Genomic DNA, 23618 nt, shown 5'->3' on the forward strand with positions numbered 1-23618 from the left:
AATAAACATAACAGCAGATTCCCATTTGCCAATAAAAGTAAATTTTATAGAAGTCAACCCAGCACATAAGCCTAATAGAGTTACTATATTTGGAAATAACCTAGCAATAGGAAAAAATTTGCTGCTTTGTTCTTCTTTCATATAGAGTGTTATATAGATTTAACTGTTAGTTGTTTAGGTGAGTCTTTTAGATATGCTAAAATAGTTTCACCAGCAATGACTGTTTGTCCTTTAAATACTGATATATGAGTAGATAAAGGTAAATATAAGTTAACACGGCTACCGAATCTAATAATACCAAATTTTTCACCCAAATTAACATTTTGTCCTTGATAAGCATTACATACGATACGTCGTGCAATTAATCCTGCAATTTGATCAAGGATGATAGAATGTTTATCAAGGTTAGATTCTATAGTTAATCTTTGTCTTTCATTTAACTCATTTGACTTGTCTAATGACGCTGATGTAAATTTGCAAGTGTAAAATAGAAAATTGTGATGCATAATTTGTTTATTGATGGTAAAAGTATATGTAATCTATAAATTATGAAATTACTCACATCAATAAAAGTCACATGTATCACATGTAATTAGTTGATGTGAGCTTATTCTGTATCTTATCTAGAGTTACTTAGTTATTAAATTTGTGATTTATTAGATGTTATAAGTATAGCTTTAAAACATGAAGAGTATTATAGGTGTGTATTTTTATTGTATGTGTAGTATAAACATTTGTAATCAATAAGGTGTTGATTTTTCTTGAATTGCTTGTGCTTTAAGACTAAAATTTCAGAATTGTAATTTTTTGTTTATTAAAGAATGGCAGAAAGAGGGAGTGATATTAGACCTGGTCATATATTAGATCATAATAATGCTTTATATTTAGTTGTGAAGGTTATGCATACTCAACCAGGTAAAGGTGGTGCCTATATACAAGCTGAAATGAAAAACTTAAAAACTGGTGCTAAACAATATGAAAGGTTTCGTGCAGATGGAGATATAAAGCGGGCTATTGTTGATGAGGCTGATTATCAATATATTTATAGTGATGGTTCAATGCTTACCATTATGCACCTTAAAACTTATGAACAGATTACAATTAGTAAAGATATATTGGGGGATAAGAGTATATATCTGCAAGATAATATTATTATTACATTAGTATTTTATAATGGTGAAATAATATCTGCTAAAGTTCCAGATTATGTTACTCTTCGAGTAATTGAAACTGAGGCTGTGATTAAAGGGCAAACAGTGTCCTCATCTTCTTATAAAGTGGCAATGTTAGAAAATAATCAACGTATTAGTGTCCCTACGTTTATTAAACCTGGAGATAAGATAGTTGTTTATACTCCGGATGATAGCTATTATGAACGTGCAAAGGGATAAATATATTTTAGCATTGCATTATTACAAGTATGGTGTTTTATTCAGCATATGTTGAATATGCAATTATTGTTATTTATATCTAAAAAAAATTATAAGTAAACAGTTATGTAACTGTTTATTGAGTTCTACAATATGATTAATGGTTACTTAATATTTAAAACTGTATAAAAAAGGGGTTGTTAATGTCTGTAATTTTTTCTTCTGTTACCAATATTATGCTAAAGTCAGTGCGACAGTCGTCTAGAGCTTTAATCAGAGATTTTAGTGAAATTCGGTATATGCAATCTTCTTATACTGCTGCAAGTAATTTTACTAGATCTGCTTATTTAAGATCTAAAAAAATTATTACTGATGTGTTATATAATTACAGACAAGATTATGGTGTTGTTTTTGATGATACTAGAGATATATCTGATATTGGAGAAAATTTTTGGTTTGTTAATCCAATAGATAGTAGAACTAATTTTATAAATTACTTGCCTTATTTTGCGACTTTGATAGCTTTTTTTCGTCAAGGAGAACCTGTTGCTGCAATAATTGATGCTCCAATACTTAAAGAAACGTTTTATGTAGAAAGAGGAGTAGGTGCTTTTTCAGAAAATGTACAATCACGTTATATAAAACTGCATGTAGGTAATAAACAAAGTGTCAGTAGAGCTGTCATTGATTTTGTCATTACACATCTTAATGTTAATGTGATTGATAATCAGCTTAATTCTCAGGCTGTTATAATACGTGCTATGGGATCTATGGCATTAGGGTTTGCTTATTTATGTTCAGCATCTTATGATGCATTAATTTATTCTAATTTTAATAGGTATCAAGCTGCAGTTGGAAAGTTATTCGTCGAAGAAAGTAAAGGGAAGATAGTATGTAATAATGAGTTATTTATAGCTAGCAATTTTGTGTTATGTGATTATTTAAGAAAGAAATTTAACACTGATAAATAGCTTGATTTTGCTCATTAAGTTTATTAGAGATAGTAAAGTTAGTATATAGTAGTTATAGCTTGTAATGTATTTAATGTAATTATGAAAAAGAAAATTTGAGAATGGTAAGTAAATTAATTTTTTTAGTTAGGTTGTTTATTGTATGAAGTGAAGAGATATGTGGCAGTTATTTTCATAATTTATCATTGTGTTATTTAAATAAATAAATTCATTATAAGTATTGGTTTTACTGTGTTATTTTTCTTTTATAATCTTTTATTTTTTTAATGAATTGCTAATAACATGATTATGTGTTGAGCATTTGCTTGTTTTAAAGTTATTTAACGCGTCCTTTTAATATCAGTTAGTTTGTGTGTTAATAAATGAAAATTGATATGGAAGAGTTTTTAATTAGAAGAAATTATAGCTAATAATCCATATGGTTGATTTATGGATAAATTTTAGTTTATCATAATTTTTGGATACTAAATGAGAAACTCTGATGTAGTAATATTGTTAATTTTAACTTAAAGAGTTTGTGTAAAGGATTGTGTGCTGCTTTAAAAAATTTAGATGAAAGTTAGAAAAGTTGTCATTAGTAGTATATATCGATTGATTTATGAATGAATTTTAATTTGTTATAATTGTTATATACCAAAGTGTGAAACTCTGGTGTAATAATATGGTTAATTTTGTCATAAAAAATTTATGTAAAGTTGTATACTGTTTTAGAAAGTTGAATAATGATGGGTAAATATTATACTGTAAAAGAAGATGATCAAGATATGAGGATAGATAGATTTGTTAGAAGAGTGTTGAACATTCCTCAGTCTTTGGTCGAAAAATTTTTACGTAAAGGTGTAGTTTTGCTTGATAATGCAAAGGTAAAGTCTAATACGAGGATTAAAACTGGAAATGTGATTTACATAAAATGTGATACTATCATTGGGGAGGAAATACACGCAAAAATTTGTGAAGCTGATAGTTCTTCTCTGATTAATTTGATTAATAGCAGTATCTTGTATGAAGATGATGATGTATTGATTATTAATAAACCTGCTGGAATATCTGTTCAGGGGGGTACGAAAGTTAGAGTTAGCATCGGTGATATTTTAGATAAGATTAGAGGTGGTGAATCTATGAGAATTGTTCATAGATTAGATAAAAATACAAGTGGGGTTTTGATGTTAGCTCGTAATGCAAGAGCATCTAGGTTAATTATGCATGAGTTCAAGAATAGAAGAGTAGAAAAGAAATATTTGGCATTGACACAAGGAATTCCAGAAAATGATGTTGGTGAAATTAATCATTCCATTATCAAAAAAAAGCATAATTTTTGTAAAAATATAATCATTGATAGTTCAGTTTTTCAGGAAGCAATAACTTCATTTTTTGTATTGAAGAGATTGCCTTATGATATTGGATTACTTGAATTAAAACCTAAAACTGGTAGGAAACATCAGATTAGGGTACACCTTTCACATATTGGATGTCCTATTATTGGTGATAAAAAATATGGTAAATTTTGCAATCATGTGTTAAATGATCACTTACAATTACATGCACATTTTTTATCAATTGATATAGGAAATAAAAAATTATCATTTACTGCTCCTATGCCAGATTATATGAAAGATACAATTATGAATTTGGAAAAATTATTATAGTATATATATAAATTTGTGTTGTAGATGTGCTACATAGTGATATTAAATTATTGTAATTGAAAAAAACTTCAATTTGTTGGTTTGCAATATGTAAGTTATTATTTCTTTTTGTTTATTACTGTAAATAATAGTTTTGTACATTTGTAAAAAATTTTTAGCATTAATTGTATATAAAAGGTATAAAATTTGTGTTTATAGAATAGAAATCATGTTGTAAATGTATTACATCTATTAATTATATTAAGTTTTTTTTATTGTTACGTCTGGATGTAATTCTGTAGTTTGTTGATATGATTGCAATACGGAAGTAATGGTTTCTTTACGTTATATTATGTGAGTAAGATAGATAGTTGTATATCTGTAAAAATTATTAAATATTGGTTTGTATATCAAAATGAAGAACTTATATTTTTTTAGACAGGCATCATATTATAAATATAGTATATCTATGTAGAGATTTGTTATTGTATCTGGATGTAAGTCTTGTGACTTATGGTATGGTTGTGTAGTATAGAGCTTATTGTTTCTTGCTATTTATAATGTTCTGTAGTTACGCATTTGCTAAGAATTGTTATATGTTACTTATAGGTAAAACTCATAAACCTTATATATGGCAAATGATTGTGTGAAGTATTGTGAATTTGTTAATTCTATGTGGTGTTATATGAAAGATCTATGTATCTTAAACCGTTATTGTAATGTAAATTTTGTATATAAGTTATAAAATCTTTTATTGAAAAAAGTGATATAATAATATGTATTGTTATTGAGTACTAGTAATTGTTTTGTCAGTTATATACCATGTTTCTTTATGAAATACTGAATTGTTACTACGGATATGTAAAATACATTATATAACTTAGAGAAATCGCATTTATATTTAAAAATTTATAGTATAGAAAAATATTCTAACAATGTAATAAAAGCATACTTTCAGTTAAAATTAATCTGTAATATAAAAGCAAATACTTGTAAAGTTCTATTGTAAATATGTCACAACTTTATTCCTTCCTGTATTTTTTGCTTCATATAAGCATTTATCAGCTCTATCTATCAATTGCTTGATATTGTCAGCGTCAGATTTTTGTACTTCTACTACACCAATACTAACGGTTTTGTTTATATTGCCTATACTTGTTTTGAATGGAGTATTTTTTATTACAGTAAGAATTCGCTTTGCTATTTGTTCTGCTATATTAATTGTTGTATCTGGTAATATTACAACAAATTCTTCTCCACCAAATCTTGCAAGTAAATCTGTAATACGTATATTATCTGACACTCGTTTTTTAAACTGTTGTAGTAATTCATCACCAACAGTGTGCCCAAATGTATCGTTTACTTCTTTAAAATGATCAATGTCTAGTATCATTAAGGATAAGTTTTTTTCTTTTTGTAGGGATTCGTCAATGATATTATGGAAATGCATATCAAAGTAGCGTCTATTATAGCATCCTGTTAAAGGATCAGTTATAGCCATTGTCATGCTAGTGTCTACATTTATCCTTAATGCATCTTGGTATCTTTTTCTTTTTACTTGTACATTTACTCTTGCAATTAGTTCATTGCTATCTACAGGAGTTGTAATATAGTCGTGGATTCCTATATCAAATGCTTTGCTTAATAATTTTGGATCTTCGTTTTCATCAAGTAAAACTAGAATTGGTGTATAACGTGTTTCAATTTTGTTACGCAACTGAGAGCACAACCTTAGCCCATCTCCAGAGAATTCCAGATCAGTAATTATTAAATCATAATTCTGTATGTTACTTAAATTTAATGCTTGATCTATGTCATGTGAAACTACAGTTTGTTGAAAGGACTTTTGCAAAATATTGTTGATGTGTTCGGAACGTATCACATCTTCATCTACAATTAAAATGCTAACATTATCAATTTTATTTGCGTAATCCATCATGTTGTTATTTAGCACACTCATGTCTGCGTTTGTTTTGCCTCTTAATCTTAATTCATCTATTACCATTTTGAATCTTGTTAATGATCTAATGCGTGCAAATAGTGCTGTGTCATTTATTGGTTTTGTTAAAAAATCATCTGCACCATAGCTGAGACCACTAACTCTATTATCTGATGTATTGTCAAGAGCTGTAACCATTACTATTGGAATGTATGTTGTTGCTGGGTTAGCTTTTAATCTTTTGCATGTTTCATATCCGTCCATTTCTGGCATCATGACATCTAATAGAATGATATCAGGATGTTTTTCTTCAGCAATTTTTATTGCATCCATGCCATTTGTTGCAGTTAGAACGTTGTAATATTCACTCATGAGCTTTGCTTGCAACAGTTTTATGTTTGCAGGTAAGTCATCTACTATTAACACTTTTGCAGTCATAAGTTTTCTTTTATTTATTTGTTATCTTTTTTTACTTCATAGCTTTTGTATGTTTTGCCATCATCTCCTATTATTTCTTTAATGACGACGTTGTTGTTTTGTTCTTCTGTACAATCGTTGTAAACTTTGTTAAAATAATTTAAAATTTCTCCTTTTGCTTCTATAAATTTTTTGTAGTAAAACCCTACGCTTTTCGTGACAAGTGGCAGTTTTTTAGGGTCAATTACTAAACATGCTACTAAAATTATCACAATAACTTCTGATATACCAACACCAAGCATTAAGAACTATTTTAATTAATGAACATATCAAGCGACTTTATTATAAGCATTAATTTACTTAAATCAAGTTGAGTTGTATTTATTTCATTTAAAAAATTGTAATACCTGTTTAGCTTTTCTTGGTTTTTTATATACCACTCTTGAATGATATCGTTGATTATACTATCTACCTTATCTAACTTTATTGCCAATGATAAAGTTGGTTCTACTTGTTTTAGGATATTTTCTGTTATTATGGATTGGTAATCATTTAGTTCGTCAATTAGGTTTCTAATGGCAATACGTTGCCAATATGAAGAATTGTGTTCCATGTGTGCTGCAAGATCCCTTATACGACTGAAATTTAATAATGATCTTAATTGAAAATATATTTTCCCTATAGTTAATAGTGGTAAATTTGCACTGTTTGTTAGGTGTATTATATCGAGAGAAATAGTCAGGAATTTTAATTTTGTAATTTTTTTTGCAATTGATTTATTGATATTATATTCCATTAAAGAAGATAGGGTATTATTGTATATTTCTAAGGATTCATTACATAAAATACTTTCTATATTTTCTTCAATCAAAGATATCTGGGATGATAATTCTTCTAGTTTTGTGTCTATATTTGTAAATTTACTGGAGTTCCTGAGAAACCAGAATGTAATTTGTCCTATAAATTTTTGTACTTCTCTAATTAATGAAGTATATATGTTAATATGAATTTTGCTATCTAGTTCGTCTAGTGTTTTCCATATTTCGTATAAGTTATATATGTGTGTTGTTATAACGTATATTTTAATTACATCTTCAACAGTGATACCAATATTTTCAATTATGTGATTAACAAAAATACAACCCATTCTATTAACTATATCGTTCACTATGCATGTTGCTAATATCTCTTTTTTTAGAGGGTGTTGTCTTATATATTGTGAAAAATTGTCTCTTATATATTGAGGGAAGTAAGATAATAAATATTGGGATTCATAAAGATTAAGTAAATGACTTGAGTGATGAAAAATATTGGAAAGCATGACTTCATTTTTTATAAAGGTTCTAGTATATGCAATCAATATAGCAATTTGAGGACAGGTGAATCCCTTCATTTCTGCACTCATTTTTGTGATTTCTTCATCACTTGGTAAGAATTCTATGTCTCTGTTTAGTACTTGAATTTTTTCTAAATATTTTAATAATCTGTGATGTTGTTCTATTCTATTTTGTGCCTGTATACATTCTAACATTAAGGCTTTTGTTTCTAGTTTGTTGTGTGATTCTAAAACTATTGATGGGACTGCATCCATTATGTCATCTAGTATCTTATTACGTTCAGCTAAAGATATATAGTTATTTTTCACTGCAAGTCTTAAACATATTTTAATGTTGATCTCAAAGTCAGAACATATTACTCCTCCAGAATTGTCTGTGAAGTCAGTGTTGATTTTTCCTCCATTGTGCGCATATTCAACCCTTCCAGTTTGTGTAACACCTAAGTTTCCGCCTTCTATTATCATTGCTGCTTTTGCTTCAGATCCATTGATTCTCAGAACATCATTAGCTTTATCTGATACTTCAGCATTAGTTTCTTGTGAGGATTTTATATATGTTCCTATGCCTCCATTCCATATCATATCAACTTCTGCTTTTAATAGATGTCTGATGAGTGTATTTGGAGTAACTTGATCTTCGGTAATATTAAATAATTCTTTTATTTCTGGGCTTAAATCTAGTATTTTGGAGTTGCGACTGAAAACTTTTCCGCCTTTTGAGATACAGGATTTGTCATAGTCTTCCCATGATGAATTGGTTAAGTTGAATAACCTCTTGCGTTCAAGGAAGCTTTTTGTTGGATCAGGTGATGGGTCAACAAAGATATGATTGTGATTAAATGCTCCAATCAGATGTATCTTATCAGATAATAACATACCATTACCAAATACATCTCCAGACATATCTCCGATACCAATTACTGTGAATGGTTCGTTATATATATCTTTATCCATGAGCCAAAAATGCCTTTGAGCTGCTACCCATGCTCCTTTAGCTGTAATACCCATTTTTTTATGGTCAAACCCTATTGATCCTCCAGATGCAAAAGCGTCGCCTAACCAAAAATTATATTCTTCAGAGATTTCATTTGCATAATCAGAAAATGTAGCGGTTCCTTTGTCTGCAGCAACTACCAGATACGGGTCATATTCATCATATTTTATAATATTGTCAGGTGTAACGTACTTATCATCAATCATGTTGTCTGTAATGTCTAATATACCTCGCAAGAAGTTTTTGTAACATTCTACTGCCGTGCTTTTTAGCAAGTCTGCATTTTTAGGTGCACGTTTTAAAATGAAACCTCCTTTAGATCCTACTGGTACAATGACTGAATTTTTTGTCATTTGTGCTTTCATTAACCCTAGTATTTCTGTACGGAAATCTTCTGTTCTATCAGACCACCTAATTCCTCCACGTGCAACTTTTCCACCTCGTAAATGTATACCTTCAAATAAGTTGGAGTATACATATATTTCTCTGAAAGGGCAGGGTAGTGGTATATTTGGTACTTTACTTGAATCTAGTTTTATAGACAGATAATCTTTTCCTTGGTAATAGTTTGTGCGTAAAATCGCTAGAATCAAAGCATATATGGACCTTAGAATATGATCATGTACTACATCTGTAATTTCTGATAATAGCTCGTTAATTTTACTTTGTATAGCACTGGATTCTTCGTTACTGGTTAATGCTGGGTTAAATCTAACGTTAAATAACTTAATAAAGTTTAGTAAAATTTTTGGATGTTTAATAGCAACTTTTTGAATATAAATTTGACTATAGTTAAATGATACTTGCTTTAAGTATCTACTTAATGCTCTTATTAGCATAACTTCTTTCCACTGTAGGTTAGCTAATATGATTAAGCTATTGAAGTAGTCATTTTCTATTTCTTTTGCAAAGATTTTTTTTATGGTAGTTTCAAACTGTTGTTTAATGTTATTATGATCAAAAGATTGTTTAGTATTTGATAGAATAAAATGGTGTAAATATATGGTAATTTTAGCTGTAATGGTATAGCTATGATGTAAGATTATATTTGTGCCCATTTTTTTTACTATGTTTAGTATTTTTGAAAGTTGAAGATTGCTTTCTTGAGGTATGTATATTTTTAGTTGGTAATGGACACTATTTTTTATTAAGTAAAGATCTGCTTCACTAGTATTATATTTGCAAACCTGTTCTAATTTTGTAATATCATGATAAGCACTTTTTGGGTTAAAATACTCTTGGTAGCTTGGTGGAAATGCTGTTAAATATTGTAGAAATGGGTTAATAGATCCTAAGTTACAACGCATTACATCTTGTAATTTATCTTCCCATCTTCTAGATGCTGCGATTAATTTTTCTTCAATTTCTGATTCTGAAAAATTACTAAATAGCTTGTCTTGTGCTTTGAGTATAAACTGTAATCTAACTAAATTGTACTCATTCAACATATTGTATTGATTATTAACAACTTTACCTGTAAGCATTTGTTCTAATATATAACTCATTTTATTTGCAAGTTCAGTACTTGCTAATGCTTTTGGTACAAAAATGATGCAATTTACAAAACTGTGGTTTTGGTCTTTTATTATAAAAAGTTTTATTTTTGGATTATTAGCTAAGGATAATATACCAATTGAAATTTCAAATAATTCTTCTTCGGAAAATTGAAATAATTCATCTCTGGATAATCTTTGCAATATATCAACTAATGCTTTATTACTATGTCCGCCTTTAGTAAACCCTGATTTCTTTTCTACAGCTTTTATTTTACTTCTAATGAGTGGAATAGCATTTGCATCTTGAAATGAAATAATGGAAGCAAAAAAACCATAGAAAAGATGCTCTTTTATCAAAATGTTATCTTTATTAAATATTCTTAATCCAATACAAATCATATATTCATGTCTATGTACTGTAGATAGGATATTGGATTGTATGATATATATGTGTTGCTTAGACTCAGGCAATTCTTTACTAGGTTCATCTGGTGTGTTGATTTTCTGTAATCCGAGGCTGGAGTTATTGTTAATTAATAATTTATTTTGATCTACAATATATTCTTCATGTCCCAAAAAAATGAAATTATCTTTTCTTAGCCATTCTAAAAATGTAATTTCTTCTTCTATGGAATTGGAATGAAAAGATTTCATTGCATTTAATGCTGAGTCAAAATGTTGTAGCATTAATTTCCAATCGTTAACACACTGGCTAACTAATTTTAAATTTTTTTCTATTTCATGTTTGAGAGATTTATGATACTCTTCATCTATGTGACTGATAATGAAATATGCTATTGATTCTCTTGTTCCATCATTTGAACAAGATTGTGCAGATGATATTGTATGTATATGTTTATCTTTACGTTCAATATTTAAAACAGCATTTGTATAGTGATATATTAATGCATTGTGTTTTTTTATTGTAATAATAGTAGAATCTATTATAAATGGTAGATTATCGTTTATTATTTCAACTATAGTTACATTCTTTGTTATATCGTTATCTTTTTGTTCTGTATTAAATACTTTGACCTTGCTTTCGTTATGTTGTTTTATTTTAATAAGTTCATGTAGGTCACGCGCTATGAATAGGAAAAAGTTGTTGTCTAATGTTATGTTATTATCATAAGATGAACTGTAAAACTCTTTAATAAAGCTTTTTAATAGGTTATCATCTTCTTTTTCTATTAATTCTAAAACTGAAATAATTTTTTGATTAAAGTTTTTATACATTTTTTTAAATTGTACTAGTTGACAATAGTAATAATAAATTATTTTCCTTAAAATACTATTATACTTCTTTAAAGTACAATGCAATTAATTGCAATTAATTTTTAAAATCCTAAATGTTAATTATTTTTAGTTGATTTTATTAGTATGTAAATTATGAAAAATTTAAATATAATGTTGTAATGTAAAGTAAAGAATTTATAAATTAATGTTAAATATATTAAATAGATATTTAAAATGATCTGGATAACTACACTTTGATATAACTTTTTTATTGCGAATGGAATTATAATAAATTATATAAAAATGTTGCTTGATTATTATTATAACTATAATGTGTAGTAGCTTAAATAGTATTCTTTCTTAGAATGCAGTTATGTACATATTTAGATTAAAAATATATCAGAAAGGTTGTTAAGTAATATTTTGCTACTTGTAGATTTATGATTAGTAAAAATAAGTGTTGTTAGCTGTACGTCTTGTTAACTATACGTGTTATTTCTTCTTAAAGAATGTGTTATATAGTTTTTGAAATGAGTTTATAAGATATGTCACACGAAAAAAATAAAGCAGTTTCAGATCTATTAGAGGAAGTTACTAATAACACTGATGTGGATAGAATTACATTATTCGAGTTAAAATCTGCACTTCATGCTCGTGGTTTTGGAATATTGATGTTGTTGTTTTCATTGCCTCTTTCTATTCCTTTACCTGTACCTCCAGGTTATACGACAATATTTTCAATTCCTTTACTTATGTTTGCATTTCAAATGTTGTTAGGGTTTCAAGTACCTTGGATGCCTAGGTGGTTAGAAAAAAAGTCTTTTAAACGTACAACTTTAGCTTTGATTATTGAAAAAACTGCTCCTATATTAAAAAAAGCAGAGAAACTTACAAAACCTCGCTTATTGTTTATATTTAATAGTGTTGGTGAGAAAGTTATAGCGTTTATTTCTCTTTTATGTGCTGTGTCAATAGCTATTCCTTTACCGTTGACAAATTTTATTCCAGCCGGTGGTGTGTCAATTATGTCTTTGGGTCTATTGAATAAAGATGGTATGATGGTTATTCTTGGAGTGTTGGTATCATTATTTGGTATTGTTGTTACTACTATGGTAATTATTCTAGGTCCTAAACTTGTTGTGAGTATGTTTTCTTTTTTATCAAAATTTACATGATCATATATAATACTTTAACTAGCATTAAAGAACCTTTTATTCCTTTGAATGTTGATAATGTCAAGGTCTATGTTTGTGGTCCTACCGTCTATGATTTTGCGCATATTGGGAATGCTAGGTCAATAGTTATATATGATGTACTGTTTAGATTACTGAAATTACTATATCCTAGTGTGACGTATGTAAGAAATATTACTGATGTTGATGATAAGATTATTAATGTTGCACAAAGTAGTGGACAAAGTATATGTGAAGTTACTTCAGTTTATGTAAAAACATTTCATGAAGATATGAAAATGCTGAATTGTTTAGAACCTACTTATGAGCCAAAAGCAACAGATAATATAGATGTTATGATAAATTTAATACAGAAGCTTATAGATCATGGTCATGCGTACGTTAATAATGATAGTGTGTTTTTTAATATAGAATCTTATCCTGCATATGGTCAATTATCTAAGCGTAATATTAAAGAACTGATTTATGGTAGTAGGATAGATATAGAGTTAGGGAAAAAGCATCCAGGAGATTTTATTTTGTGGAAACCTGCAACTGAAATAGATAATAAGTTAATGAGTTGCTGGCCTAGTCCTTGGGGGTTAGGTAGGCCCGGTTGGCATATAGAATGTTCAGCTATGAGTTATTGTTATTTGGGTGAAAATTTTGATATTCATGGTGGTGGTGCGGATTTGCAATTTCCTCACCATGAAAATGAAATGGCTCAAAGTTGTTGTGCATTTCCCGGTAGCTATTACGCTAAGTATTGGATTCATAATGGATTTCTCACAGTTAATGGTGAGAAAATGAGTAAATCTTTGGGTAATGTTTTAACAGTGAGACAGCTATTAGAGTCTGGGGTTAAAGGTGAGTTAATAAGGTATGTGTTGTTGAATACTCATTATAGAAAACCTTTAGATTGGGTTAATACAACATTAGCTAATGCTCAAGAATCACTTAATCGTATGTATACTGCTTTAAGTTCTGTAAATGTTGACTTATCATTGGATGATAATGTTGAATTATCTAGTGATGTTGTTGATTGTTTAAAAGATGATATTAATACTCCAAAAGCTATTTCAATGTTACATGAAATGGTTACAGAGATTAATAAGGCATCTGATATTATGAAAAAAGCATCTTTGGCTAAAACTCTTATTAAAACTGCAAATTTTATTGGTATTTTGCAACATTCTTGGCAAGATTGGTTTCGAGTTAATGAAAATAACCAGGAAATTGATAAGTTAATAGATGAAAGAAGGATGGCAAGGGCAAAGAATGATTTTAAGAAGGCAGATGATATACGACAACTTTTGTTAAGTCGAGGAATAGTACTTTCTGATAATAAAGATGGGACTACGCATTGGTATAAAAAATAACATAGTATGTTGATCTTATTTGTTTGAGTTAGAAGTATATTCTATCAACTTAAACATTTATAAAAAAGTAGATTAATTTGTTAATTGATAAAAGTGATGTAGTAGCAGCATGATCATGGTTAACAGTAGGGTCTGTCAAATAATGGAAGTATTAGAACGTTTTTTGAAGACATGACTGTGTAATGTAGCTATTTGGTTGGTTTGTATTACTTGATTACTATCAATACAATGTTTGAAATGTATTGCATGTGATTTTCACACTTCTATATTTATCAGTAAGTGGCTATTGATTATGTGAGATATAAGTTTTATTTCATATGCTTATAATGACAATGGATCTGCTAAATAAGAAATTATTACTGAAAGTTTTTGAAGACATGAGTGTGGAATGGAAGTATTTGGTTGGTTTGTAATTACGTGATTGCTATCAATGCGACATCTAGAATGTGTACCTGTGATTTTTACGGTGCCGTGTTTAGCAGTTAATCGACTATTGGTTGCTACTTCTGCGGTGAGGTCGTTAGGGTTAGGTTTTATTTCAATTGATCCAGTGTTTGCTGTGATTTCTGCTTTATTAACTTTTCCTGTTATTTCAATTGATCCAAAATTTGTACTAATCTTAGATTGCTTCTTGATTTCTCCATTAATTTTAATATTACCCCTGTTCGTATGCAATATTCCGAAAAAACTACCAATCATGGTTACATCTGTGTCATGAAATATTAAATATGCATGTTCTATGGCATCACTGTATATTATTACTTCGTTGACACCGAATTTAGATTTGAGATTTGTACCGTTAGATGTAATATTTGTTAAGTGAAGCGCTATATTGTTATTTAAGTTTCTTAGGATTAATTTTTTGTCTTTTATATGTACATCATGAATGAATGTTGTGGTGCCATAGTCAAAAAAAGTTATAGGTAGTCTATTTTCTGCATCTATATTATCAATGATGTTTACATGGTTCAGATAGTGTATAGTATTTTTGGAAAATTGTATTGCATGTTTAGTATTGTTTTGACTAGTAATAGCTTTTATAGATGTTTGTGGTTGTGTGTTAAGTAATGCTGTTTCTGACCTTGTTCTGTTTGGATTTGTAATAAGTTTACTACCATTAATGTAGCAATAGTTGTGTTTACCTGTGATTTCTATTGTGCCGTATTTAGCAATGATTAAAGAATCACTTGCTATGGTTACGTTAGTGTTGCTATTATGAGGCTTAATTCTAATGAGTCCAGTATTTGTTGTAAGCCTAGATTTTTTGATTTCTCCTATAACTGTAATATTTCCTGTATGTGTGTGTACAAGACCTTGAAATTTACCAAATATGGTTATATTTGTATTATAAAGTATTAGTTGTGCATATTCTGTTTGACTGTGTATTGCTATTTCATCTATATGGAATTTTTTTATGAAATCTCTGCCATTATTTGTACATGTTGTTAAATATACTCCTATAAATTTGTTTAATTTTTCAATTATTAATTTTTTGTCTTTTATGAATATATTGTGACGATGTAGATTAATGATATGGTCAATACTAATATTTGATAATGTATTTTGCCTTGTATTACATATTTTGTTTGCGATGCTTGTATTCTGTATTTTGCCTTGAAAAAGCAATTCAGCATTTTTATATGTAGGTTGCCTGGTAGGCCATTCTATAGATACAATAATAGCATAATATTGTAATTTATCATTAAATAGCTCTATTTTTAATGCATTTATACTGTGTTTGTTATTAATAAAATCTTCTGAAGAGAATGATGAGATAACTTGCGCTGTTTGACAGAGGTTTGTTTGTCTGGTTATTATTGAACTTTGCTTTATGTTTTTACAAAAGTTAGAATTGATAATTAATTCATTAGGTAATTTTTGGTTGATTATTGTGCCATTAACGCTTACAACACCAAATATGGAAGTTACATTTTTACTACAGTCTTCTTTTGCGTTAGTGATAGTGATACTACCATATTTATTAAAAATGTTACCATATACTGTACCGGAGATTGTAATATTGCTTGTTTCTAGAAATATATCTATATATTCTGGTATGTTGCATTTTATATTGATATCGCATCCATTATCTAATAAAGGACTAAAGGTGTAAGACATATTTTCTTTAGTAATATTGAGTTCTCTTAGTGTGATATGTTGTAGAGTCATACTTAATAGATCATAACCTTTTTCTGTGAAGTATAATTCTTGTATTTCATATAAATTTTTTAAGTATTTTGCGTATGCAGAAAAAGTTTTTTTTTGAACGTGATGAGAAAGTATTTCTCCTAGCTTATGGATTATATTTTTTCTAATATTATCTGTTGCGGATAATGCTTCTTTGTTATATGTTTTTATAATTTCTGTATCAAAACATTGGTCAATAAGTGATGATAATAGGTGATATTGAATTCTATACTTTAAGTTATTATCTATTGTAATATCTTGTTTGTTAGCACTAAGATTAAATTCTTGTCTAGTGAGAATACTACTACCATCATTACTTGCAACTGATAGTTGATGATTATGGTATAATGTATGTATTTCTTTCACACTATTCCATGACATTTCTGAAGTTCTATCATCGACTATAGTTAACCCTTTGGGTAAATAATGCATCGCGATAAAGTCATTATATTCTTTTAATATATCAATTACTTTTTCTTTAAATAATGTGAAATCTGGTTCAACATCTAGTAGTAATGTGACACATAATGGAGTGATATTAGTCATATCTAGAAGAGGATCATCAATCTTTTCTGATACAATATCTTTTATATACTTCTTTAACCTTTTTTTATCTATTGCTTCCCTTTGTTGATCTTTTGTGAGCATAGTTTATATGAATTATTAAATAAATTTAGGATTATAATTGTATAGATAGAAATAACTTAATATGCAAACTATTTTTTTTAATATTTTAAATAAAAAATATCATTACATATATAAAAAACCAATATATATGGTATTCTTATTAAGATAATTTATATGTTAATTAGCTATTTTTTACCAAATGTGTATATTTTTTAGCATATATGAATATTTAATATTTATGTATTTTAATAAAAAATCTTAGTTGATTTTTATATCAAATAGTTGTTATAGTTCTCTCTGGGTTTAGTTTATAATCCTATATTGTTATTTTGGTAGTAATTAAAAATGTCATTGTTAAATTCTCGACCAATTTATAAGCCTTTTAATTATCCTTGGGCATATGATGCTTGGTTGTGTCAGCAAAGGATACACTGGTTACCTGAAGAGGTTCCACTTGCAGATGATGTTCAGGATTGGAAAACAGTACTTTCTGAAAAAGAGAAGAATCTTTTAGTGCAAATTTTTCGTTTTTTCACTCAGGCTGATATTGAAGTTAATAACTGTTATATGAAACATTATTCAAATATTTTTAAGCCTACTGAAATCTGTATGATGCTTGCTGCATTTTCAAATATGGAAACTATACATATAGCTGCTTATTCGTATTTATTGGATACTATTGGAATGCCTGAAATTGAGTATCAAGCATTTTTAAAGTTTGAGGTCATGAAGAAAAAGTATGATTATATGCAAAGGTTTGAGGAATGTAGAAAAGATGATAAAAGGCATGTGGCAAAGACTTTAGCAGTTTTTGGCGCTTTTACAGAAGGACTTCAGTTATTTGCTTCGTTTGCAATTTTATTAAATTTTCAGCGTTTTGGAAAGATGAAAGGTATGGGGCAGATTATAGCTTGGTCTGTAAGAGATGAGACATTACACACTGAGTCAATAATTAGGTTATTTAATACTTTTATTCAAGAGAATTATGAGATATGGGATGATTCATTAAAACGTGAACTGTATGAAGCTTGTAAAATTATTGTGTCGTTAGAAGATGAATTTATTAATTTAGCATTTGCATGTGGAGATGTTGAAGGTTTATCTTCTAAAGAAGTCAAAAAATATATTAGGTATATTGCTAATAGAAGATTGTTACAATTAAATTTGGAACCTATATATGATGCAAATAAAAATCCTTTGTTGTGGTTAGATGAAATTTTAAATGGAGTAGAGCATACTAATTTTTTTGAAAATAGAGTAACAGAATATGCTCGTGCTGCTACGGAAGGAACATGGGAAGAAGCATTTGAGGATAACTAATATTCTTAAGTATGTGATAATACTATTAATTAAAGCTTTCTATTTATTTTCTTTAATATAAGTTGTATCTGTTATTGTCAAAAATAAGTAGTGAAAATATCAAATGCTATTCAATAATTGCTTCTGTTATTTGATTGAGGTGATGTATGGTAAGGGATTACTGTGTAGGTTTGTTATCAATTATGGTGTGGTAAGTAATATAAAAAAATAGATGGGTATTTTGAAGTAACTAATTTGTAAATAGTATATGTAAAGTGTGATGTAAATAATTAACTCTAGTTTTTGGTTGTATACAAAGCTCATTGTCTTGTATATTTTATTGTGCTATGCGTTCAAAAATATTATTAAGTTATCTATAAAAATATGTAAAAATCAAGAGCGTCAAGTGATTTTTTTGGTGTTATTAAATAGTATATATTAAAGTGTTGTAAGTAAGTGTCCTTACTTTTCTATCGGTAATTAAGTTTGTTGTTTTTTTACGTCATGTGTATTTTAGTGTTCTACTAAGTTTTAAAAATGCTTGATGAATCTGAGGTATTAATTTGCGATAGCTAAAATTTATCTGTAAAAGTGTATTTATGTAATACATGAAAGATGTCAATGCTATTTTTAATTGAGAAGTTGGTTGCAATATCGAGAATTTTTTTGAGTTGTGTGGTGTTTAGCATTATAAAATGTACTGCATTGTTCTCTTGTACGTTATTAGGATAGTAATTATTAAATCATATGTGTATAACTTGTAAATAAATGTCGTTTCTTGATAATAGTGAATATGATTTTAATATGCTATTTAATTTTTTCTGATGATAAGTCTTTGCATTAAAAATATCAGGTAGTACCATTTGTTAATTAATTTTTAGAATTTTTGTGTGCAGCAACTGTTAATGCGTATACACATAGATCTGCAAAACAAATGCCATTTTTTTGTGCTAATGCATATAATTTTGACAAACTATCTTTAATTTTTTCTGGTATAGTACCGCCGCGTTCCTTGGATAACCAATTATCTTGATGCTGTACAGGATGATTTTCTGGTTTTGGTTCTCCAATGTATATTGCGAATGGAGAACTCTGTCCATTAAAATCACATGGGACAATGAATTTCTTTATTCCTGGCATCTTATTACCTTAAGTAACCTGAATTTTGAGTTTTTTGTTTATGTTGTATATTGTATAAAATTACTTGAGCTATATCCTTTTTTATTTTAGATTCTGGCGCAACTAAAACTCCTTCTCTAACTAAAACTTCTGCAATTGATATTACCTCTTCAAATAAATTGACATCATTGTTAACTAAATTTAATAGCAAATGATATGCTGTTTCATAGCTAATTTCTTCATCATATTGTGTGACATCATTTTGAGATGTAGTGTTGTCACTATATCTACTATCTTGTGATAGTATTTCTTCATTGGTTATTGATTGTTCTGATGAACCTATTAATGTTGTGTTTGAATTATTGTATATAGGTAGCAGGTTAGTTACTGTATTGTGGCCATGTTCTTGATCTATTAAATTTCTTACATTATCTTTATGTTGTATAGTAAAAGAAATGTTAACGTCTGGACTGCTATGCGCATTACATTTGTCTTTAATGGCAGCTAACATGCTGTATAGGCTGCATATGCCATTACCTATATAATTTGAAAACTGTACATTTAGTTGTTTTTGAAAGGTAGATGACATCATAACATTAAATAAATTTACAATCCGCTCTACTCTTTATATCATAATTATGTGAATAATACATTAATTAATTATGTATTCTTATTTAAAAGAAGTAATATTTAATTCTGGTGGTGCTATTTCAATAGAACAGTTTATGCGAATCGCCCTTTATGACATGCATCATGGCTATTATATGACGCAAATGCCTTTTGGTGCACATGGAGATTTTATTACTGCTCCTGAAATATCTCAGTTGTTTGGTGAAATTATAGCATTGTGGGTGTTGTTAAATTGGCAAAAGATTGGTGCTCCATCTAAATTTGTTTTAGTAGAATTAGGGCCTGGTAGAGGAACATTAATAAGTGATGTTATCAGAATTCTAAAAAGGTTTAAGCAATGTTATGCAGCGGTGAGTATTTATCTTGTTGAAATAAGTCCTATTTTAGAAAGTATTCAAAGGGATGTTTTGAAAAATGAGAAAGTATTTTGGTGTAAAAGTGTAAATGATGTTCCGGATTGTCCTATCTTAATTATTGCTAATGAGTTTTTTGATGCTTTACCTATAAGGCAATTTACTTGTGTTGATGATACTTGGTATGAAACTTATGTTGCACTAGAAAATGATAAATTTAAGATTATTTATAAGAGTGTTGATGAAAGATTTGAAGTATCAAGTGATATTGAAAAACCAGTCATAGAAACATGTAATGAAGCTATATCTATAATTAGATATATAGAGAGTAAAATTTTAAAAAATAGTGGAGCAGCAGTGATTATTGATTATGGATATGTAGATTGTCCATATGAAAATACTATACAGTCTGTAAAAGATCATAAGTATAATGATTTACTTAAAAATGTAGGAACAAGCGATATAACTGCACATGTAAATTTTGCTGTACTACGTGATAGTTTATCTACTCTTGATTCAGTTATTATGAATCAGAGAGATTTTTTATATAGTGTTGGTATTAAAGAAAGGCTAAGAGTACTTATTGAAAATGCAACTGAAATGCAAAAACAAAATTTAATAACAGGTTTTTTAAGATTGACTGAGAATATGGGTAGTATGTTTAAAGTATTGTTGATAAATTCGTAGTTTAAAAACTGTAATTTATAGTATTGCTTATTTGTTTAGTGTAACAATACATATTTTAGAGGTGATAGTAGTAAGTGATTTTAATGATCTTCATATATTGATAATGTGTTTTTGCACTTTTGTGTTCATAGTAGTGTTAGGAGAAATCACTTATTTGTATAATGCATATCGTATATTATTTCAATGATGATAGCAGCAGTCATTGTTAATGATCTTTCAAGTTATGTTGGTTCGTTGTGTGTGATAGTGGTGGTATATTTTAAAAGTATATAGCTATGTTATACTGTTGCATATATTTTAATAATATTAGTATCAGTAATTGTTATAATAATCTTTCAAGTGATGTAGTTTGTTTTTGTGTGATAGTGAAGCATATTGTTGTTGATTGATAATGTAAAATAAATTAATAGTTTTACGTAAGGCTGATATATGATGTTTGCCTTGGATTATATTAGTAAGTAATTATTAATGGTTTTGAATACTATTATGCTCTAATATGTTTAAGTATATAGCAAATATGAGTAATATTTGCTTATTCAAATTTGATGTTAGTTAGCAAAAACATGTCATATCATTCTAAAAAATGGCTGTAATGGTTTAATTTAATAACAAGAGTAAATGCTTTTTAATACTTGAGATATAGGACTGGATTTAATTGTAATAACCTTTATGATTGTATAATGAATTATGGTTCATTTAATCATAGTAATATTATTAAACTGGTCTATAGCATGTGACATGAATGTTGTTGATATCATTAAAAGTAAGATTAAGTTATCTGACGTTATTGGGCAGAGGGTTAAACTAACTAAAAGAGGTAATAGTGTTATTGGATTATGCCCATTTCATGGTGAAAAAACACCATCTTTTACTGTAAATGATGAAAAAGGGTTGTATTACTGCTTTGGTTGTGGTGCTAATGGTGATGTTATACAGTTTACTTCTGATATTAATGCTTTAGATTTTAAGAGTGCAGTGAATTACCTTGCTGAGATGTATGGTATTGACTTACCAAAAAGTACTAATAAAAAATCAAGTTTAATCCCTCTTTTAGATGCTGCAACATTATGGTTTGAAAGGCAATTGTTTGCTAATCATGTAGCAATGGAGTATATAAAAAGTCGTAAAATTTTTAATGATACAGTAAAAAAATTTAGATTAGGTTATGCTCCAGCATATGGTTTGAGTAAATACTTGTTATCTCATGGGTTTAATGTAAATGATATTAGAAGTGTAGGACTATTGAATTCTCAGGACCAGGATTATTTTTATAACAGGATTATATTTCCTATTTGTAATTCTAGTGGTGACACAATAGGTTTTGGTGGGAGATCAATTGTTGATACGCAAAATCCTAAGTACTTGAATTCTAGGGGAAATGTTCTCTTTCAGAAGAGGGAGAATCTATATGCATCGCATTTTGCTGTGCGTGAAGCAAAAAAGCAAGGGAAAATTGTAGTAGTAGAAGGGTACATGGATGTTCTGATGCTGCATCAAATAGGAGTTTGTAATGTAGTTGGGTTACTAGGAACATCAATGACCTCTGAACATTTGAGATATTTGTGTGAAATAACTTCTGAAATAATAATCTGGATGGATGGAGATGTTGCTGGGAAAATGTCTTCTATTAAATCCGCATTGCTCGCATTGTCTTTAATTAGACCTGGGTGTGTTGTCAAATTTGTTGATGTTTTTGCAGGAATGGATCCTTATGATGTTTGTATGAATGGTGGTATTGATAGTGTAAATTCTTTATTGGATAGTGCAAAATTACTATCAGAGTTCATCTGGGATTATGAGCTTGCTAAGGTTAGTACTGATAAAAACTCTGTCATGCCTGAACAGTGTGTGATATTAGAAGCAAGAATTAAACATTATCTTGATCAAATTAGTGATGGTAATATTGCAAAGTACTATAAGAAATATTTTTATTCTCAAATTCGTGATTTGCAATATAAAAGTGATAAAAGTAAATATTTAAACACTAATCGTTCAATAGATCGTGTATCTAACAAATTAAAGTATATAAATGATGAATTTTTGTTGGAAGAATATAATCAATTAAGAGTGGTGTATGTCATCATGGAATTTCCAGAGTTGCTTGATGATCCTATTATTTTTGATCAATTTTCTAGATTTAGTATAAAGAATAAAGATGTGTATAAACTGCGACAGAATATTATTAATGTGAAAGTTACTTTGTGTGATCATGTCATATCTAAGGAGATATTACTTTTAGAATTAAAGAAAAATAATTTAGAGAGCGTAATAGATTTTGTATCAAGCAAAATATCTGCGTCTAGTTTTATGTCAATACAAAATAGAGAACATAGTATAGATATTTCAAAAAAAGAGATAGAAAAAATAATGCTTTTAGATAACCTGCAATGTATTCAGGCAGAAATTTTAGATTTAAGATTGCAGGGTAAAAGGGATCTTGCTGAAAAATTATCTAGTCAAGCACAAGAAATAGATAATAGATTAAGAGAGTTATGGCATTACTAGAACGTTATTGTTAGTGAGTTTGTAATAAATTTTTGCAAGTTTGTACATTTAAATTATTCAAGGTATCATATGTAGCATAATCTATGCTAGTTGTATTTATGTTGAATATAAGAATACTTGTGTGTATTGTTTGTGAATTTTGTATTGATATTATAATTGGTGTTTATTTGTTAAATTGAAACGGTTGTAAGTCTTTTGTATTATTTGTAAATATTTTAAGTGTACTATGTGCTATTGTTTCCTTATATATTACTGTGTATGGTAATTTATGTAAGT

The 23618-nt window shown here is 28.4% G+C and carries 14 protein-coding genes and 2 pseudogenes; 8 read left to right on the forward strand and 8 right to left on the reverse strand.

What is annotated here, in order from left to right:
* Together DRF75_RS05155 and DRF75_RS03115 are read right to left on the reverse strand one after the other, a co-directional pair.
* Positions 1-141 (reverse strand): annotated as a pseudogene (locus tag DRF75_RS05155) (CDP-diacylglycerol--serine O-phosphatidyltransferase); the annotation flags it as partial.
* 8 nt (positions 142-149) lie between these two features.
* Positions 150-476, reverse strand: a pseudogene (locus DRF75_RS03115) (phosphatidylserine decarboxylase); the annotation flags it as partial.
* A gap of 345 nt (positions 477-821) precedes the next feature.
* Here DRF75_RS03115 and efp point away from each other — a divergent pair.
* From efp to DRF75_RS03130, 3 genes are all read left to right on the forward strand, one after another.
* Positions 822-1391: an elongation factor P gene (gene efp / locus DRF75_RS03120; RefSeq protein WP_045170653.1), complete on the forward strand. Its 570-nt coding sequence runs from the start codon at positions 822-824 to the stop codon at positions 1389-1391.
* A gap of 182 nt (positions 1392-1573) precedes the next feature.
* Positions 1574-2341, forward strand: a complete 768-nt coding sequence (locus DRF75_RS03125) for an inositol monophosphatase family protein (protein WP_045170654.1) — start codon at positions 1574-1576, stop codon at positions 2339-2341.
* Between the two features lie 725 nt (positions 2342-3066).
* The gene (locus DRF75_RS03130) at positions 3067-3987 is read left to right on the forward strand and encodes an RluA family pseudouridine synthase (RefSeq protein WP_129992643.1); all 921 of its coding nucleotides are present in this window, start codon (positions 3067-3069) and stop codon (positions 3985-3987) included.
* Between the two features lie 979 nt (positions 3988-4966).
* On the opposite strand, the gene DRF75_RS03135 is transcribed toward DRF75_RS03130, so the two are convergent.
* From DRF75_RS03135 to DRF75_RS03145, 3 genes are read right to left on the reverse strand one after another with little or no spacing between them, the layout of a single operon-like run.
* Positions 4967-6343: a PleD family two-component system response regulator gene (locus DRF75_RS03135; RefSeq protein WP_045170656.1), complete on the reverse strand. Its 1377-nt coding sequence runs from the start codon at positions 6341-6343 to the stop codon at positions 4967-4969.
* A 14-nt stretch (positions 6344-6357) separates the two neighbouring features.
* A complete protein-coding gene (gene tatB, locus DRF75_RS03140) occupies positions 6358-6624 on the reverse strand; it encodes a Sec-independent protein translocase subunit TatB (protein ID WP_045170657.1) in 267 nt (88 codons plus the stop codon).
* An 11-nt stretch (positions 6625-6635) separates the two neighbouring features.
* Positions 6636-11384 carry an NAD-glutamate dehydrogenase gene (locus DRF75_RS03145; protein WP_045170658.1) on the reverse strand — a complete coding sequence of 1583 codons (4749 nt, stop codon included), beginning with the start codon at positions 11382-11384 and terminating at the stop codon, positions 6636-6638.
* 545 nt (positions 11385-11929) lie between these two features.
* Between DRF75_RS03145 and DRF75_RS03150 the strand changes: the two genes are divergently transcribed.
* Together DRF75_RS03150 and cysS are read left to right on the forward strand one after the other, a co-directional pair.
* Positions 11930-12559, forward strand: coding sequence for an exopolysaccharide biosynthesis protein (locus DRF75_RS03150; protein WP_045170660.1), 630 nt, complete (start codon positions 11930-11932; stop codon positions 12557-12559).
* Complete coding sequence (gene cysS / locus DRF75_RS03155; RefSeq protein WP_129992644.1) at positions 12556-13935, forward strand: cysteine--tRNA ligase; 1380 nt, start codon at positions 12556-12558, stop codon at positions 13933-13935. Before DRF75_RS03150 ends, cysS begins: the two co-directional genes overlap by 4 nt.
* 321 nt (positions 13936-14256) lie before the next feature.
* Here cysS and DRF75_RS03160 read toward each other — a convergent pair whose 3' ends face one another.
* Positions 14257-16770 (reverse strand): hypothetical protein, encoded by a 2514-nt coding sequence (locus DRF75_RS03160; protein WP_205745108.1) that lies wholly within the window; start codon positions 16768-16770, stop codon positions 14257-14259.
* Positions 16771-17094: 324 nt separating this feature from the next.
* Between DRF75_RS03160 and DRF75_RS03165 the strand changes: the two genes are divergently transcribed.
* Positions 17095-18069 carry a ribonucleotide-diphosphate reductase subunit beta gene (locus DRF75_RS03165; protein ID WP_045171604.1) on the forward strand — a complete coding sequence of 325 codons (975 nt, stop codon included), beginning with the start codon at positions 17095-17097 and terminating at the stop codon, positions 18067-18069.
* An 849-nt stretch (positions 18070-18918) separates the two neighbouring features.
* Here the strand turns inward: DRF75_RS03165 and DRF75_RS03170 are convergent.
* Positions 18919-19188 (reverse strand): DUF2610 domain-containing protein, encoded by a 270-nt coding sequence (locus tag DRF75_RS03170; protein ID WP_045171606.1) that lies wholly within the window; start codon positions 19186-19188, stop codon positions 18919-18921.
* Between the two features lie 4 nt (positions 19189-19192).
* The gene (locus DRF75_RS03175; RefSeq protein WP_235424741.1) at positions 19193-19756 is read right to left on the reverse strand and encodes a hypothetical protein; all 564 of its coding nucleotides are present in this window, start codon (positions 19754-19756) and stop codon (positions 19193-19195) included.
* Positions 19757-19829: 73 nt separating this feature from the next.
* On the opposite strand from DRF75_RS03175, the gene DRF75_RS03180 reads away from it, so the two are divergent.
* Both DRF75_RS03180 and dnaG read left to right on the forward strand, forming a co-directional pair.
* Positions 19830-20837 (forward strand): class I SAM-dependent methyltransferase, encoded by a 1008-nt coding sequence (locus tag DRF75_RS03180; RefSeq protein WP_045171609.1) that lies wholly within the window; start codon positions 19830-19832, stop codon positions 20835-20837.
* Between the two features lie 687 nt (positions 20838-21524).
* The gene (dnaG, locus tag DRF75_RS03185) at positions 21525-23342 is read left to right on the forward strand and encodes a DNA primase (RefSeq protein ID WP_235424742.1); all 1818 of its coding nucleotides are present in this window, start codon (positions 21525-21527) and stop codon (positions 23340-23342) included.
* Positions 23343-23618: the final 276 nt, after the last annotated feature.

Source organism: Ehrlichia minasensis, from assembly GCF_004181775.1.
Lineage (GTDB): Bacteria > Pseudomonadota > Alphaproteobacteria > Rickettsiales > Anaplasmataceae > Ehrlichia > Ehrlichia minasensis.